14 protein-coding genes and 5 pseudogenes are annotated in these 13,772 nt (G+C 68.1%); 13 read left to right on the top strand and 6 right to left on the bottom strand.

The window, feature by feature from the left end; genetic code table 11:
• Positions 1 to 568, bottom strand: a 568-nt coding sequence (locus P3H78_RS31825) for a type III effector protein (RefSeq protein ID WP_276112664.1), incomplete at its 3' end; no start/stop codon positions are given.
• A gap of 126 nt (positions 569 to 694) precedes the next feature.
• Here P3H78_RS31825 and P3H78_RS31830 point away from each other — a divergent pair.
• From P3H78_RS31830 to P3H78_RS31850, 5 genes and pseudogenes are all read left to right on the top strand, one after another.
• A complete protein-coding gene (locus tag P3H78_RS31830) occupies positions 695 to 1,126 on the top strand; it encodes an Hsp20/alpha crystallin family protein (protein WP_276112665.1) in 432 nt (143 codons plus the stop codon).
• A 102-nt stretch (positions 1,127 to 1,228) separates the two neighbouring features.
• Positions 1,229 to 1,618 (top strand): annotated as a pseudogene (locus P3H78_RS31835) (DUF2267 domain-containing protein); the annotation flags it as partial.
• 55 nt (positions 1,619 to 1,673) lie between these two features.
• Entirely contained in the window at positions 1,674 to 2,117 is a 444-nt protein-coding gene (locus P3H78_RS31840) for a DUF2267 domain-containing protein (protein ID WP_276112666.1), read from the top strand.
• 130 nt (positions 2,118 to 2,247) lie between these two features.
• Positions 2,248 to 2,643 (top strand): annotated as a pseudogene (locus tag P3H78_RS31845) (Scr1 family TA system antitoxin-like transcriptional regulator); the annotation flags it as partial.
• Positions 2,627 to 2,941: pseudogene (locus tag P3H78_RS31850) on the top strand (hypothetical protein); the annotation flags it as partial. The pseudogenes P3H78_RS31845 and P3H78_RS31850, both read left to right, overlap by 17 nt.
• Here P3H78_RS31850 and P3H78_RS31855 read toward each other — a convergent pair.
• The 3 genes and pseudogenes from P3H78_RS31855 to P3H78_RS31865 all read right to left on the bottom strand — a co-directional run.
• Positions 2,920 to 3,234 (bottom strand): annotated as a pseudogene (locus P3H78_RS31855) (IS5/IS1182 family transposase); the annotation flags it as partial. The pseudogenes P3H78_RS31850 and P3H78_RS31855 overlap by 22 nt on opposite strands.
• 162 nt (positions 3,235 to 3,396) lie before the next feature.
• Positions 3,397 to 4,902, bottom strand: coding sequence for an IPT/TIG domain-containing protein (locus P3H78_RS31860; RefSeq protein WP_276112667.1), 1,506 nt, complete (start codon positions 4,900 to 4,902; stop codon positions 3,397 to 3,399).
• 234 nt (positions 4,903 to 5,136) lie between these two features.
• A protein-coding gene (locus tag P3H78_RS31865) for an IS5 family transposase (RefSeq protein ID WP_276112668.1) occupies positions 5,137 to 5,945 on the bottom strand; the annotation gives its coding sequence in 2 pieces (ribosomal slippage) (positions 5,137 to 5,595 and positions 5,598 to 5,945; 807 coding nt in all).
• Positions 5,946 to 6,256: 311 nt separating this feature from the next.
• Between P3H78_RS31865 and P3H78_RS31875 the strand changes: the two genes are divergently transcribed.
• The gene (locus tag P3H78_RS31875) at positions 6,257 to 6,715 is read left to right on the top strand and encodes a PPC domain-containing DNA-binding protein (RefSeq protein ID WP_276112669.1); all 459 of its coding nucleotides are present in this window, start codon (positions 6,257 to 6,259) and stop codon (positions 6,713 to 6,715) included.
• Here P3H78_RS31875 and P3H78_RS31880 read toward each other — a convergent pair.
• Both P3H78_RS31880 and P3H78_RS31885 read right to left on the bottom strand, forming a co-directional pair.
• Positions 6,702 to 7,325, bottom strand: a complete 624-nt coding sequence (locus tag P3H78_RS31880; RefSeq protein ID WP_276112670.1) for a nucleotidyltransferase domain-containing protein — start codon at positions 7,323 to 7,325, stop codon at positions 6,702 to 6,704. The two genes, P3H78_RS31875 and P3H78_RS31880, sit on opposite strands and share 14 nt — an antisense overlap.
• Positions 7,326 to 7,586: 261 nt before the next feature.
• Positions 7,587 to 7,924: pseudogene (locus P3H78_RS31885) on the bottom strand (helix-turn-helix domain-containing protein); the annotation flags it as partial.
• A gap of 205 nt (positions 7,925 to 8,129) precedes the next feature.
• Here P3H78_RS31885 and P3H78_RS31890 point away from each other — a divergent pair.
• The 7 genes from P3H78_RS31890 to P3H78_RS31920 all read left to right on the top strand — a co-directional run bounded on the left by P3H78_RS31890 (position 8,130) and on the right by P3H78_RS31920 (position 13,580).
• Complete coding sequence (locus P3H78_RS31890) at positions 8,130 to 8,672, top strand: GNAT family N-acetyltransferase (protein ID WP_276112671.1); 543 nt, start codon at positions 8,130 to 8,132, stop codon at positions 8,670 to 8,672.
• Positions 8,673 to 9,195: 523 nt separating this feature from the next.
• Entirely contained in the window at positions 9,196 to 9,597 is a 402-nt protein-coding gene (locus P3H78_RS31895) for an SAV_915 family protein (RefSeq protein WP_276112672.1), read from the top strand.
• Positions 9,585 to 9,875 carry a DUF6317 family protein gene (locus P3H78_RS31900; protein ID WP_276112673.1) on the top strand — a complete coding sequence of 97 codons (291 nt, stop codon included), beginning with the start codon at positions 9,585 to 9,587 and terminating at the stop codon, positions 9,873 to 9,875. The genes P3H78_RS31895 and P3H78_RS31900 overlap by 13 nt, the downstream gene beginning before the upstream one ends.
• A 20-nt stretch (positions 9,876 to 9,895) precedes the next feature.
• Entirely contained in the window at positions 9,896 to 11,191 is a 1,296-nt protein-coding gene (locus tag P3H78_RS31905; protein ID WP_276112674.1) for a WXG100 family type VII secretion target, read from the top strand.
• Between the two features lie 16 nt (positions 11,192 to 11,207).
• Positions 11,208 to 11,798, top strand: a complete 591-nt coding sequence (locus P3H78_RS31910; protein ID WP_276112675.1) for a hypothetical protein — start codon at positions 11,208 to 11,210, stop codon at positions 11,796 to 11,798.
• A gap of 664 nt (positions 11,799 to 12,462) precedes the next feature.
• Positions 12,463 to 12,750, top strand: a complete 288-nt coding sequence (locus P3H78_RS31915; protein WP_276112676.1) for a hypothetical protein — start codon at positions 12,463 to 12,465, stop codon at positions 12,748 to 12,750.
• 365 nt (positions 12,751 to 13,115) lie between these two features.
• A complete protein-coding gene (locus P3H78_RS31920; RefSeq protein WP_276112677.1) occupies positions 13,116 to 13,580 on the top strand; it encodes a hypothetical protein in 465 nt (154 codons plus the stop codon).
• Positions 13,581 to 13,772 lie beyond the last annotated feature (192 nt).

Raw genomic sequence — 13,772 nt, forward strand, 5'->3', positions numbered from 1 at the left:
GGGTGGCGGTCAGGGGGGCGAGGAGGTCGGCGGGGTCGTCGTGGGCGAGGGCTGCGTGGAGCTCGCCGAGCGGCCGGTGGGCGGAGGAGGGGAGGTCGGTGAGGGCGGTGATCTGGCCGGCGAGGCGGCGCAGGTCGGCGGCGTTGCGGCGGGCCCAGGCGGCGGCGGTGCGGTCGGCGGCGCGGCGTTCGCGAGTGGCCGTCACGCGCTGTTCGCCGGTGGTGCCGGCGGGGCCGGGGCGGCCGCGCAGGTAGCGGCGTTCGGCGGCCTGGCGGCTGGCGACGCCCAGGGGGTGGGCGAGGTCGGCCCAGCTGGCGCCCGAGTCGCGGGCGGTTTCGATCAGGCCCGTCTCCCAGCTGGCGAGCTGCTCGCGCACCTGCCGCAGCAGCATCAGAGAGGCGAGGGCCGCCTCCGCGCCGGGAGCGGGGGAGCCGAGGGTGTCGGGGGTCTCGTTCCGGGCTGTGTGCAGGGCGTCTTCTATGGCGCTCAGGGCGGCCGCCGCGGCGAGGAACGACGCCGGGCTGTGGGCGTCGGTGCGGGGCGTGGACGGCTGGTCGGCTGCGGTCATGGGTACCTCCCTCTCGTTGTCATCATGTGGACGACATCGTGTTTGTCATCTATTGGATGACATGTTACAACGGTGTCAGTGCAGCGCATTGGCAGCAACTGCCCGAACCTGCTGGAGGTGTTTACGATGTTGATGCGCACTGACCCCTTCCGTGAGCTGGACCGGCTGGCGCAGCAGCTGATGGGGCCGGGTACCTGGTCGAAGCCGTCGGCGATGCCGATGGACGCGTACCGCGACGGCGACGAGTACGTGGTGGCATTCGACCTGCCCGGTGTGAGCGCGGACGCGATCGACATTGACGTCGAGCGGAACATGCTCACCGTCAAGGCGGAGCGCCGGCCGGTGGCGAAGGGCGACGACGTGCAGATGGAACTGTCCGAGCGGCCGCTGGGCGTCTTCTCCCGGCAGATCGTGCTCGCCGACACCCTCGACACCGAGCACATCCAGGCCGACTACGACGCGGGCGTGCTCACTCTGCGGATCCCGATCGCCGAGCGCGCCAAGCCCCGCAAGATCTCCATCGGCGTCGGCTCCGGCCGCAAGGAGATCTCCGGCTGACACGGCCGGACCGGTGCGGAGGACGGCACCTGATCTCCCCCTCACCCGTCCTCCGCACCCCCTTCGGGCAGTCCGGAAGGAAGCAAAGGGGTGATGGCCACCATGACTCTGCGACGCGAAGCGTTCCTCGATCGAGTGGAGGAACGCGGCGAGTACGGCACGGTGGAGGAAGGCGAGCGCGCGGCCCGTGTGGTCCTCGCCCTGCTCGGCGCGCATCTGGTCGGCGAGGTCCGCGCCCAGCTTGCGGCACGCCTGCCCGAAAGCTTCGCCCTCATCCTGCTCAACCCGCTGACCAGCGCCGAGCCGCTGCCACCGGCGCGGTTCGTGCGGGCGACCGCGGCCTGGATCGAGGGCGCCACCGAACAGACCGCGACCTGGGACGTCAGCGCCGTGCTGTCCACCGTTGCCGACGCGGCCGGCGAGGACCTGCTGGGGCAGATCCTGCTCCAGCTGCCCGCCGGCTACGACCTCCTCTTCGGCCGCCCCGCCCCACCTGACCGACACCCCCAGGCCTCCATCCTGCAATCCACGAAAGGCATGCACCGCAGTGATCACCGACGCACGCGCACCGCTTGAACACCCCCAGCCGTCCGGGACGGCGTATGAGCAGATGCTGGAGAAGGTCCGCTACGAAGGCGCCTACCCCACCCGCGAGAAGGCCGACGAAGTCGTCCGCCTGGTCCTCTCGGGGCTGGGACGCCAGCTGACCGGCGAGGAACGCGTCGACCTGGCCGCCCGGCTGCCCCTGGAGGCCGCCCGCGTTCTGACCATGCAGGTCCCCGACATCCAGCCGCTGACCGGCTGGGCGTTCGTCAAGGACCTCGCCGCGCGCTCCGGCGCCTCCCCGGCCACCACCCGCTGGGACACCGGATCCGTCTTCGCAGCCGTCGTCGCCAGCGCCGGCCCCGACCTGATCACCCGCATCCTCCACCAGCTCCCCACTGGCTACGCCCTGCTGTTTGGCCAGGCCGAACTCAAATCCGCCGCATGACCACGGCCGTCTCCCATCGGCGTCGCCAGCCGGCCCGGACGGGCGCGGCCTGCTCCGGGCCGGTCAGCGGTGCAGGTCCTCACTGAGCCGACGCCGCAGCAGCAGGAGGCTGGCGGTGTCACGGGTAGCTCAGCCAGACGCGTATCCCGAACTCGCGGCGAGGCTTGCCGGCTTCGAAAGTCACATCAGGTCGTGGCGCCGGGCTCTGGCGAAGGGCTTCAAGCCCCTACACGAGAGCTCGACAAAGGAGAGCGACAGCACCTCCGAGATAAGCGACAGCACCTCCGAGATATGGGTGTGGGAAGAGTCGGTGGTCGCCGGTCTGATGCAGACCCCCGAGTGCGCGCGCTGCGTCATCCGGCGCTACGCGGAGCTGCTGGGTTCGGCCAGCGACATCGAGGACGCCGTGCGTGCCCGGGTGCAGCGCCAGGAGTGGCTGTACCGGTCCGGCCGCAAGCTCCACGTCCTGATGTGGGAGGCCGCGTTGCGTTCGCTGATCTGCCCTCCCTCGGTACTCGCCGGACAAGGCCTACGGCATCCCTCACCTGCGACGATGGCTCTGCGGCAAGCGCATCGGCGTACGCAGCGCCCGCAAGGGCATCGACTCGAGTGAACGACTCGGCCGCCGCCGGCGGGTCATCGAACGGACCACGTCCTGGCTGACCGGCTACCGTCGCCTCAACCACCGCTACGAGCGCGAACCCGGCACCTACCTGGCGTTTCTCGGACTGGTAGCTGCCCTCTGCTGCTACAAACGGGCTCGTCAAGCTGACCATGTGGGACACGGTCCTAAGAGGTTGTTTTATTTGGTGAGTCGTCGGTAGTTGATGAGGCTGGTGGCGATGGCTGTGAAGGCGAGGAAGAGCTCGGGTTTTCGTTCGTAGCGCCGGTGCAGGCGGCGGCTGCCGGCGAGCGAGGACATGGTCCGTTCGACCACCCAGCGGTGTCGGCCCAGCTGCTGCGAGGAGTCGGTGACGCTGCGGGCGATGCGGGGTGTGATGCCGCGTTCTCGGAGCCATCGCCGTAGGTAGTCGTAGTCCTTGTCCCCGTGGAGTTTCCCAGGCTGCCGCCGGCGGGGACCGCGTCGGCTGCGCACCGGCGGGATCGAGGCGATCAGCTGGGTGGACGGTGCGGCGCTCAGCACAGCCTGACCGCGCCTCTGCGGGGCTTTACCCCTGGTCGCCCGGCGGCTGCTCGCCGTGCCGCACAGCTCCGTGGCCTCTCGCCGCAGGGCAACTGCCCTGCGGCGAACCTCTGCCGGGACCGGGGCGTGCGGACGCTACCGGCCGGTGTAGGTGAACTCGTCGTCCGGGCTGTTGGGAGAGGTGGCCTTGCCCACCGTCACGGTGATGTTCACCGTCTGCTGGACGTCGAGCAGACCGGGCGCTGTTGCGGTGATCTGGCCGGTGGAGACGAACGAGACCGAGTCGGATGGCTTGTCCTTGAAGTGCACGGTGGCACCTTTGGCGAAACCCGAGCCGTTGATGGTGACCGGGGTGCCGACCTTTCCGCTGGTCGGGCTGACCGAACTGACCACCACAGGTGCGGGTCCGCCATAGGCGAACTGACTCATGGCGATGGCCGGGGACGTGCCGAGGGTGTTGGTGACGCGAACGTGGACGACGCCGGTTCCGTTGGGGACCTTGGTGGTGATCTTGAGGCCGGAGGGGTCGATGACGGTGTCGCGGTCGGCGCAGGCGAACTGCCCGAAGTCGACCTTGCTGTCCGGACTGAAATACCTGCCGTTGATGGTCACCGTGTCGCCTGCGGCGCCGAAGGCGGGAGTCACGTCGGTCACCACCGGCGGCGAAGGCACGGGTGACGCCCCCACCAGGTCCAGGTAGGTGGAGTTGGCGTGCTGGTAGGCGACCTGGCCGAGGAAGTCCTGGGTGGTCTTGTTGACCAGCTTCTCGGAAAGGCTCGTGTATCCGGTGTTCATCAGGCAGAGCGTGCCGGGCTGGACGTAGATGTTGCCGTTGGTGCGCTTGGCGATCGACCCGATGAGCAGCTTCACTTCTTCGGTCGCCTGGGGCCCCGGGCTCGGGTACCAGCCGGTGGTGGTGTCGAGATCGGCCCACGCGTGCGGTACCAGGTCGTAGGCGTTGTTCTGGCGCTCGTCGATGATCCACGGCACGGAGTCGAAGTAGTCGACGAAGCTCTGCACGCCGGCGGTGGGAGCGGCATAGGTCATCACAGCGAACTTCGGCTGCTTCGGCCAGGTCTGTGCCTGCAGGTACGGCGCGAGCATGCTGGCGATGCAACCGCCCAGGCTGTGACCGGTCAGATAGACGGTCGGCTGCGGCGAGGAGGGCGCCGCCTTGAGCGCGACGGAGAGCGCCTGAGCGAGCGTGGCGTTCGGGGAGGGAGAGGCGATCGAGCGGGTGGTGACCACTCGTGTGAACGCGTCCTTTGCCCCCCTGGAGACGTAGACCGGCTTCGGCGATCCGCTTTCGGGGAACGAGACGACCGTGCCGACCTCGAGGTCTTCGAGGATGTCGGTCCAATCGGCGTCCGTTCCGCGAGCGATCACGGCGAACTCGTTCGAGCCGTTGGTGCTCCGTACGAGGTAGGCCATATTGGCGTTGGCCTCGCTCAGGGCGAGCCACACCAGCTCCCACTCGTCCTGGGTCGCCAGGGTGGGATCGTGCAGTTGCGCGTTGATGCCGGTGATGATGCGGTTGGTCTGCTGCTCCAGGGTTTCCCCTGACGGACGCGGCGTGTTCCCGGTGGCTGCAAGGGCAGCCAGCGTCATGGTCACCTGGGCGATTGCCGGATCGGATGCCATCGTGGTTCCTGCTCCTCGGAGGTTTGCCGGTGTGGAGGCGCGACGGCCTATCGGCAGCATCAGGACAGATCTGCACCGAACCAACCGTCAGAGTGGATCGGCACAATCAGACCTCCCTCTCTGCAATGTCCGGCGCCTTTACTGCCTTCAGACGGACCAGGTTCACCGCGTTGGCCCTTCGCCATACCTGCAGGCGGTTCGCCGAGCCACGTACGCTGAGGCTTAGACGTCGTTTCATCTGGTGAGTCGTCGGTAGTTGATGAGGCTGGTGGCGATGGCTGTGAACGCGAGGAAGTGCTCGGGTTTCCGTTCGTAGCGCCGGTGCAGGCGGCGGCTGCCGGCCAGCCAGGACATGGTCCGCTCGACCATCCAGCGGTGTCGGCCCAGTCGCTGCGAAGAGTCGGTACCGCGGCGGGCGATGCGGGGTGCGATGCCGCGTTCCCGGAGCCATCGCCGCAGGTGGGGGTAGTCGTAGCCCTTGTCCCCGTGGAGTTTCCCAGGCCGCCGCCGGCGGGGGCCGCGTCGGCTGCGCACTGGAGGGATCGAGGCGATCAGGGGCTGCAGGGTGAGGCTGTCGTGCGTGTTGGCAGCTGAGACGGCGACGGCGACGGGCAGGCCGTTGCGGTCCACGACCAGGTGGATTTTCGATTCGCTCTTGCCCCGATCGGTCGGATTCGGTCCGGCCAGCTCCCCCCTTTGAGTGCACGGATGCTGACGGAGTCGATGGCAAAGCGCGACCAGTCCAGCTCGCCCCGCGCTCCGAGCTCGTCGAGGATGACGCGGTGCAGACGGGCCCACACCCGGGCCTGGCTCCAGCGGGCGAAGCGCCGGTAGACCGTGGGCCAAGCCGGCGCGAAGACCGGCGGCACCTGCCTCCATGAACACCCCGACGTGGCCACGAACACGATCGCTGCCAAACACTCACGGTCCCCCGCCCGCCGTCGACCACCACACTGCGGCCGTATGACCACCGTCTCCGACACCACCCGCCGGAACAACTCCCACAACTCATCCGGCACGAGGCGCTCAGCAAGACTCGCCATACCAACACAACGACCCCAACCGCCAAAGAAAACGACGTCTAAGGCGGCGGAAAGTCCCTCGGAAGTCCCTCGGACAGCGGTGAAAGTCCCTGAAAAGTCCCGGACCCGTCCTGTTCGACACGTACGGCATCCCTGGCTCCGGGAGGGACCTCCTCGGGCGAGGGCTCATCGGCGCTGGAGACCTTGGCCCGTACCAGGCGCGGCTCCTCCTGCACGCCCTGCTCGCCCAGGGCGCCGACGGAGCGACGGTCCGCGAGACCTTCCCCACCGCCTCCGCCCGCTGATCCCACCTCATCAGGAGACACCCACACATGCGTGCTCACGAGCTGACCGTCGGCCGTACCTTTGGCGTCACCTTCGACCACGGGGAGGACTTCTTCGAGGCGTTGTCCACCTTCTGCCGGGACAACGGCATACGGCAGGGCTACATCCCTTCGTTCATCGGGGCCTTCGCGGAGGCCGAGATCGTGGGTGCCTGCGAGAAGCTCACGGACCCGGACGCACCGGTCTGGGCGAAGACGTGCGTCACCAACGTCGAGGCGTTCGGCGCGGGCACGCTCGCCCACGACCCGGCCACCGGCGGGATACTTCCGCACATCCACGTCTCCGCCGGCCTGAAGGCCCAGTCGGCCGATGGCAGGACGAGTCATCTCCTCAGCGCCAAGGTCCAGTTCCTCAGCGAGCTGCTGATCGTGGAGGTCACGTCGCCCACGATGACCCGGCCCCGGAACCCCGACCTCTACGACGTTCCGCTGCTCACGTTCGGCTGACCGGAAGGAGCCGGCGAAGCCAGGGGTGGTGGGGCGCGATCACCTTGATCGCGTCTGCCAGCCAGGCGCGTGTCGGAGCGTCGAGCAACGGCAGTACCGCTTCGAAGTCGATTTCGTCCTTCTCTCGGGTTGCCTTCGCCTTGTAGAAGAGCTGCACCTCGGGCGCGAGATAGGGGATACCCGCCTTGCTCGTCCGCCCGAGCCGGTCGATCGGGAGGCGGATCGCGGGGTGGCGCCGCGAGACCCATTGAGCGCCCTCGGCCTCGTCCAGCATGAGCTGCACGGACCAGGGCGCATCCGGCTTGCGCCGGCACCAGATGTCGTGGAGCGGAGGCCGAAGGACCTCTCCAGGACGCCACGGTCGCGACTCCCCTTGGCCGGGCGGGTCCGCCACGTACAGGTCCCATCCGGCGAGGAGATCCCGTACGCGGTTTTGGTCACGCCGAAGGAAGAGGACGTCGAGATCGCCATGTGCGCGCAGCTCGCGGCCGACGGCGAGTTCGATCGCGTAGCCACCGGCGATCCACCACGGGAAGTCCGCCTTGGCGAAGACCGCGGCCACATCCTCGGGACGATCCGGTACCCAGCGTCCCAATACGTCAGTACTCACCCGCCCATACTCTCAGTGACCAGACCGGCGGAGGTGAAGCCCGGTGGCGGTCTGCGGTTCGCTGGGGTGCCTTGTCGCTCGTTCGCCCGGCGCTCATAAACGCCCATGAGCATCAGAGGCACCGACGGCCATCGTTGAGTACGTGACCCGCGATCGGCTTCGTCGCTGGTGCTTGAGTCACGCCCTTTGGACCCGTGCGCCAGAAGTCAGGGTGGTTCCTGCGGCAGTACACCTCGCAGCGCACTGCACTTCGTGACCACAACGCAACCCCGGGAGAAGGTACTTGGTCGGGCGGGTGGTGGCCGTCTGGACGACGAAGTCCTCGTCGTCAGAACCGAGCAGGCGGGGACGGCCTCCCGCCCACTGAGGGTCCAGGCAGGCCAGGCCGATCTCATTGAATCGGCGGATCACGCCCCGAACGGTGTCCTCGTCGGCCTGCACCAACTGTGCGATCACCGGCACCCGATTCCCGCCGACCGAGGCCAGCAGCATCATCGCGCGCCGATAACGCACCGAACTGGAGCTGCCACGGCGCACGATCTGCTGCAGCTTCTGCCCCTCTTGATCGGTCAACCTGCCACACGAACAGGCTCTGCCACCACACCCCCAACGATCGGACGGACGTCACCCCAATATCCAACCGTCGCCATCACCAACCCCGGCGAACCTTCTCGGTCAGAGCACTGGACATCTCAGAGGGCTGAGAGGTCCAGCAGGCCCCTGTGGTCGGGCCTGGGGACCACGAAACCGGTGGTGTTCCAGGAAGCCTTGATCGCTGACGAGCCTGCTGCTTGGCTTGCCGCTATGACTGAGCTCTTCGGGCCCGTCGCCTGGCCTCCTGCCCCGATCAGGACCGAGCGGCTCGTGCTCCGTGTGCCCGAGGCCCGGGACCGTGCGTCGTTCGTCGAGCTGCTGGCGTCGTCGGAGGTGCATACATACCTCGGTGGCCCCCGGCCACGTGACGAGCTCGAGCTCGAGTTGCCCGAGGTGCCCGAGCGGTGGCCCGGGAGTTTCGTCGTTGATCTCGACGGGGTGATGATCGGTCAGATCCAGCTCAGGAGAGCATCGGAGTACCATCGCCCGGCTGCCGCGAGGAAGGCCGAACTCGGCTACCTGTTCCTGCCGCGGGCGTGGGGATTCGGGTATGCCGCCGAGTCGTGCGCAGCGGCACTCGACTGGTTCCACGGCGTCCTTCCTGGTGAGCCGGTGGTGCTCGCCACCCAGACTGCCAATGTCGGCTCGATGCGCCTCGCGGCAAAGCTGGGCTTCACCGAAGTGGAGCGGTTCCGGGCCTGGGACGCCGATCAGTGGCTCGGCATGCGGGTCCCGGTCACGTCCTCCAATTGAACTCGCGCTCGACAGGGCGGATCTGTGGCAGTGCGGCTGTCCTCGTTGACGAAGCCGGGCGGGCTTGCGGGTCATGCCGGCGCTTGGAGGAGTGGCGCCAAGGCGCGTTGTTCATCGATGTGCTGCCGTGACTGCAGACGGTGATCCGGCCGGTTGAACGAGTACCCCAACGAATCAGTCACGGTGGCCAGTTCAGCACCCCACCCGGCTGTCTGCTCAGTCGTCACACCCAGCATCATGCCCGGTCAACGACACCGCGTGGGATCTGGCACAAGGTCTTCGGCTGTAGTACCTGTTTCAGCAGGGCAAAAGATGCGATTCGCGCCCTTTCCCGCGGATTGCCTTTCAGTGGGAAAATGGCGCGAATGGGCTGTAAAAGGGCGCTGTCGACTCTCCTTTTTAGTAAACTTTGAAGGGGTGTCGCTCTGCCTCGCGTTCCCCTGTGTTCGACTGCGCGTAAAGTGACAAGTCGCCGTCGGGATTCCGTAATTACACCGACAGCAGGTGTCGATCCCAGGTGCGCATGTCTACTTCATATTCCTCTCCGTTCGATGATTACGACCGAGATCTGACGCCGCCCGCCAAGCGTCCGAAGGCACCGATCGAACCGGACGCGGAGGTACTCGTCCCCGCCCACCCGCGGTACGCCGCGGATCCAGGGCGCCGCCCCGCGATAGGTTTCGAACTCCTCCAGGGGGCCGACGGAAACCCGGTGGCGGTGGCGTTCACCAGTTCCGCGAAGCTGGTCGCCGCGCTCGGTGATGCGCAGCCGTGGGTAGCGGTGCCCGTCGGATGGTTCGCCCGGGCGATGCACGACAACGGACTCGGCCCGGTTCGCGTAGACCCGCAACTCTCGCCCGGGGTACGGGTCTGGAGCGCCGAGGACATCAGAACCTACACGGAGGCAGTCCAGTGGCCGACCTGAAAATTGTGACGTCGGACGTGAAAAAAATGTCGTCCACGTTTCATGCGGAGGCCAAGTCCTACGCGAAACTCCACACCTCCGTGAGCCCCGCTGTCGCAAGGTCGGGCGATGACGGTCTAGACCACACGATCCGGTCGATGATGGACGCGATCTCCGGTCTGCATGCCAGACTCGCCGGCCGGATCGAGGAGCACGGGGATCTCCTTGACGCCGCGGTCAAGCACTTGACGCACCGCGACATCGACGTGCACGGGCTCTTCGAAGACCTGATGGGATAGCGAGACGGGGGACACCAACTGTGACGGATTCCTGGGTGGGCGGCGACATCGACGGTCTGGCCGCCATGGGCACCGCCCTCACCAATGCCAAGGAGCACCTGGACGACATCGTCAAACCGCTCAGCAAGGGAGTCGACAAGCTCGTCAAGGACGCGGGCTGGAAAGGCGAGGCCGCTGACAAGTTCGAGGCCGCCTGGACCAAGGACGCGATCACCGCCGGCGGTTTCGCCGAACTGGTGAACGCGGTGGGTAAAGAGCTCACCGACCTGGCCACCAACCTGTCCTCGGCCAACACGGCACTGCAGAACGCCGCCCATGTCGCCCAGAAGAAGGGCGTGTCCATGGGACCGAAGGGGGAGCCCATCCCCCTCGCGACGAACAACCCGCCCTCCGAGAAGGAGGAGCAGGCAGCAAAGAACAACAACGACTACACCACCCTCTACGCGGAGCTGATGCACCAGGCTCAGCGTGCCCGGCTCCTCGCCGCCAAGCGCATCGGCCAGCTCTACGCCGAGATCGACCCCAGCGAGCCGATGCAGAAGGGCGACAAGATCGTGGTCGCCGACTACCTGCGCGGCCTGTGGACCGCTGGGGCGGAGGGCGACCGCGCGCTCGGCCTGGACATGGCCGACGACGTCAAGCACGCCCAGGAGGAACACGGCAAAGCCCTGTCCGCGCTGAAGGACGAGGAGGCCAAGTTCCGGACGGCGGACGCGAACCTCCCCAAGGCGTTCAAACTGCGCGGGGAGTGGCAGACTGCCGCCGACCAACTCGACAGCCTGGAAGGGCGGCTGGCCGGGCTGGAGAACGGCAGCTCTCATATGCCGTACGACCGGTTCCTCAATTACAAGATGGCGGACGTCCTGCGCGGCAGTGAACTCGCCGAGGGCGCTCCCCGGTTCCTCAAGGAAATCCCGGTCATCGACGTCGCGGCCACGGTGGCCGTCGGCGGTCTGGAGGCCAAGCAGGACCACGACGAGGGCTGGTCCTGGGGCCACTCGGTGCTCGTCGACGTGGGCGGCGGCCTGGTAGCCCTGGGTGCCGGTGTCGGTCTCGCGGCCTCGCTCCCGGTGGACGGGGTGGTCGCCACCGCCGCGGTCGGCGGCGCGGTCGTCGTGGGCGTGGGAACCTTCGCCGACAAGCTGTTCCACGAGCACTGGAGCGAGGACTGGGACGACCACGGCGCGGCCATGGGCACGCTGTACGGCATCGGCCACTCCGGGGCCCAGGCATGGCACGCCGGCGAGGGTATGGTGACCGGCGCCGGCCACTGGATCGGCGACAAGTCCACGGCACTGTGGCACAAGATCTTCTGATGTTGGTGGGGACGACATGAACAGCACGGCGGACAGCGTCCCCGGGGAGCAGGTGGAGCCGGCGACGATTCCGCGTCTGGGCACCACCTGGTTCGACCGGGGCGCCGGGTACTGGCTGCGCCGGATCGCACATGGCTGCTTCCAACTCGCCCTGTTGCTGTTCGCCGGGCTCGTCGTGACCGCCTTCTACGTGGGGTTCTGGGAGGCGGTGGGGGTGCCTCGCTCCGCACGTACCGCGGTGTACGCGGTGACGGCGGTCGCCTGCCTGCTCAGCCTCGTCGCGGGTTTCGTGCGCACTCGTCGCGCACCGGTGGAGATCCCCACCCCCGAACAGGCATGGCGGGAGCACCGTTCCCGGCAGCGCAGGAACGCCGCCTCGGCCGCCGGCGGCCGCTGGACGCTGCTGCTCCTCGCGCCCGTCCTGCCCGCCACCGTCGCCTGGGCGATCGGTACCTGGGCCGCCCCGACGCTCGCACGCCGCACCGCCGCCGAGATCGGCGCCCGCGAAGATTACGAGCGCCGGGTGCGCGAGCAGGAGGAGCGGGCCGAGGCCGCCCGGCCGCTCCCGCCCCGCAACCGGGCCGAGCGCCGCCACGGACGCCGCTGAACGCGAGCCGGACCGGGTGCCCAATCCGTCTGCGTCGCCCTCCCATTGACCGCTCGCGCAGCCCGGCGTACGCCGAATTCTCCGCACTCGGTCGGCCCTGTGCCGTAGTCCTGCCGGACCACGGCCGAGAGCGGACGACCTGCCCCGGCACCCGGCCATCACGGTGAACCAGTGCCGTACAGCGCTCGTGAGCACCCCGGAAACAATCCAGCCTTGAGTACGCCCGTGCCGCGGCTGCGGCCATCCGGGCCAGGGTCGGTGCCGTGGTCGATGCCCCCTGGCGGCCGTCGACGTGACCGCGAAGGTGTTCGTGATGAACCACGGCGGCTGGTTCCACCGTCGGCACCTGCTCGTCGAAGCCCGCCGCCCCTCGCTCTCGGCCTGGGCGGCCGCCGCCGCGAGGTGGGCCCGAACAAGCGAATCGTGGACGCCGCGCTCGCCACGTACAGCCTGGACATCAGCGAGCCGAGGACGCTGCGCGGCCGGATGCCGGCCTACCGCCTCTGCACCGCCCGCTGGTCGCTGGCCGACCTCGAACCCGCCCCGCGCCCGCCGACGACCGCCCCACATCCGGATCGCCGGCGGGGGGCCACCGTCCGGAGCCTGCGCTGCCCCAAACTGGTGGCGGCCGTCTGTGGCGGGACTCGCGTGGGATCATTCGTCCATGGGCGGCGACCTGGAAGTAAGCGCTCTGGCGATCAATGTCACGATCGCGCAGGCCCTCCGTTGGGCGGACTCTCGGTGCGGTGAAGCGTTCACGTTGGCCACGCTCAATGTCCGGCTTCTCCCGGACGGTCACCTCGCGGTGAAGGCCTACGGCAGGCCAGGCGCTGGTGGTCGGGGCGCGTACGTCTCATTCCCCGTCCCCGACAAGCCCGAACTGGCAGCCCTGGTTTCCGATGCTGCCAGCCGTGCCGGGGCGTTGTGGGCCGCCCATCATGGTCTCGGCTGATCTCGTTCGGGCGCTGGGTGGGCGCAGTCTCGTTGGCGGCGGCGTGGATGCCGGGTCGCCCAGAGCGGGCGCGGCGAGGCGGGCGCCGCGGCCGAGCCGGTCTGCGGCCGCCTCCGCTCTCCTCAGGCGGCGGAATCCACGGAGCCGGGCGAGCATGTGTTCGACGATCTAGAGGCACATGCCGAAGCTGGGAGGTTCCGTGGCCTCACCCGTGAAGTCTTGCGCAAGGCTGTCGAGGAACCACACAAGCGTGCGGCGATCCGGCTGGTTCTGACCACCGCTGCGGCCCAGCGCGACGCCGTCCTGAGAGGCTTCCAGGCCTTCGTTCGCACAGTTCGACCGAACATCGGGGTTGAGGCATAGGGATGGGACGACTTTGGGACAAGCTGAGCGGTACCAAGTACCCCCACGGTGGTGTCGCGCCCTTGGCGCCATTGGAGGTCCGGGGCGCGCTGCTCGCGCTCAACGCGCCGGATGTGCCCTTCCGCGTGCGCAACGCTCTCCCTGCCGAGAAGGCCGACCTGGTGGCGGAGTGCCAGATCCGAAGGGTGGGCGTGCGACTCAAGACGAGGATGCGGCTGCTTTCGGACACGCAAGAGGTCCGTTTCCTCCATGAACGGTGGGAGAACCGTTCGTCTGATGACGCCCATGCCCAGTACGGACGTGGTCACGCGCCTGCTGTGTACCGACAGTGGGAGAAGGAACAGCGTCCCGGCGGAAAGCGGCGCGGGGTCGAGGCTTTCCGCTTCGATACACGGGAGATGACCGACCCACTTCAGAACACGGTTCTCGGCGCCGGATGGACCTGGCGCGGAGTGTTCAAGCTCTGATGGGGAGTATTCGACGACGGACCTGGAGTTGGCCTCGCTCCAGCGCCTCGCGCGGACGGGGCCGAGTCGGCCCGGGGAGGGGCGTCGATGGTGGCGAGGTGTTTCCCGTGTCATTCGCTGAGCAGTCCGGATTCCTTGATCGAGTTTTTGATGAGGCTGATGTTGTGGCCAAGTCGTTCGGCGTCCGTGCTC

The organism is Streptomyces tropicalis, from assembly GCF_029269835.1.
Classification (GTDB): Bacteria; Actinomycetota; Actinomycetes; order Streptomycetales; family Streptomycetaceae; genus Streptomyces; species Streptomyces tropicalis.

What these genes read in the sequence shown, in the direction of transcription:
- P3H78_RS31830 (WP_276112665.1), top strand. Translation starts at nt 695, where the DNA reads ATGTTGATGCGCACTGACCCCTTCCGTGAGCTGGACCGGCTGGCGCAG.
- P3H78_RS31860 (WP_276112667.1), bottom strand. Translation starts at nt 4,902, where the DNA reads ATGGCATCCGATCCGGCAATCGCCCAGGTGACCATGACGCTGGCTGCC.
- P3H78_RS31875 (WP_276112669.1), top strand. Translation starts at nt 6,257, where the DNA reads ATGCGTGCTCACGAGCTGACCGTCGGCCGTACCTTTGGCGTCACCTTC.
- P3H78_RS31890 (WP_276112671.1), top strand. Translation starts at nt 8,130, where the DNA reads ATGACTGAGCTCTTCGGGCCCGTCGCCTGGCCTCCTGCCCCGATCAGG.
- P3H78_RS31895 (WP_276112672.1), top strand. Translation starts at nt 9,196, where the DNA reads ATGTCTACTTCATATTCCTCTCCGTTCGATGATTACGACCGAGATCTG.
- P3H78_RS31910 (WP_276112675.1), top strand. Translation starts at nt 11,208, where the DNA reads ATGAACAGCACGGCGGACAGCGTCCCCGGGGAGCAGGTGGAGCCGGCG.
- P3H78_RS31915 (WP_276112676.1), top strand. Translation starts at nt 12,463, where the DNA reads ATGGGCGGCGACCTGGAAGTAAGCGCTCTGGCGATCAATGTCACGATC.
- P3H78_RS31920 (WP_276112677.1), top strand. Translation starts at nt 13,116, where the DNA reads ATGGGACGACTTTGGGACAAGCTGAGCGGTACCAAGTACCCCCACGGT.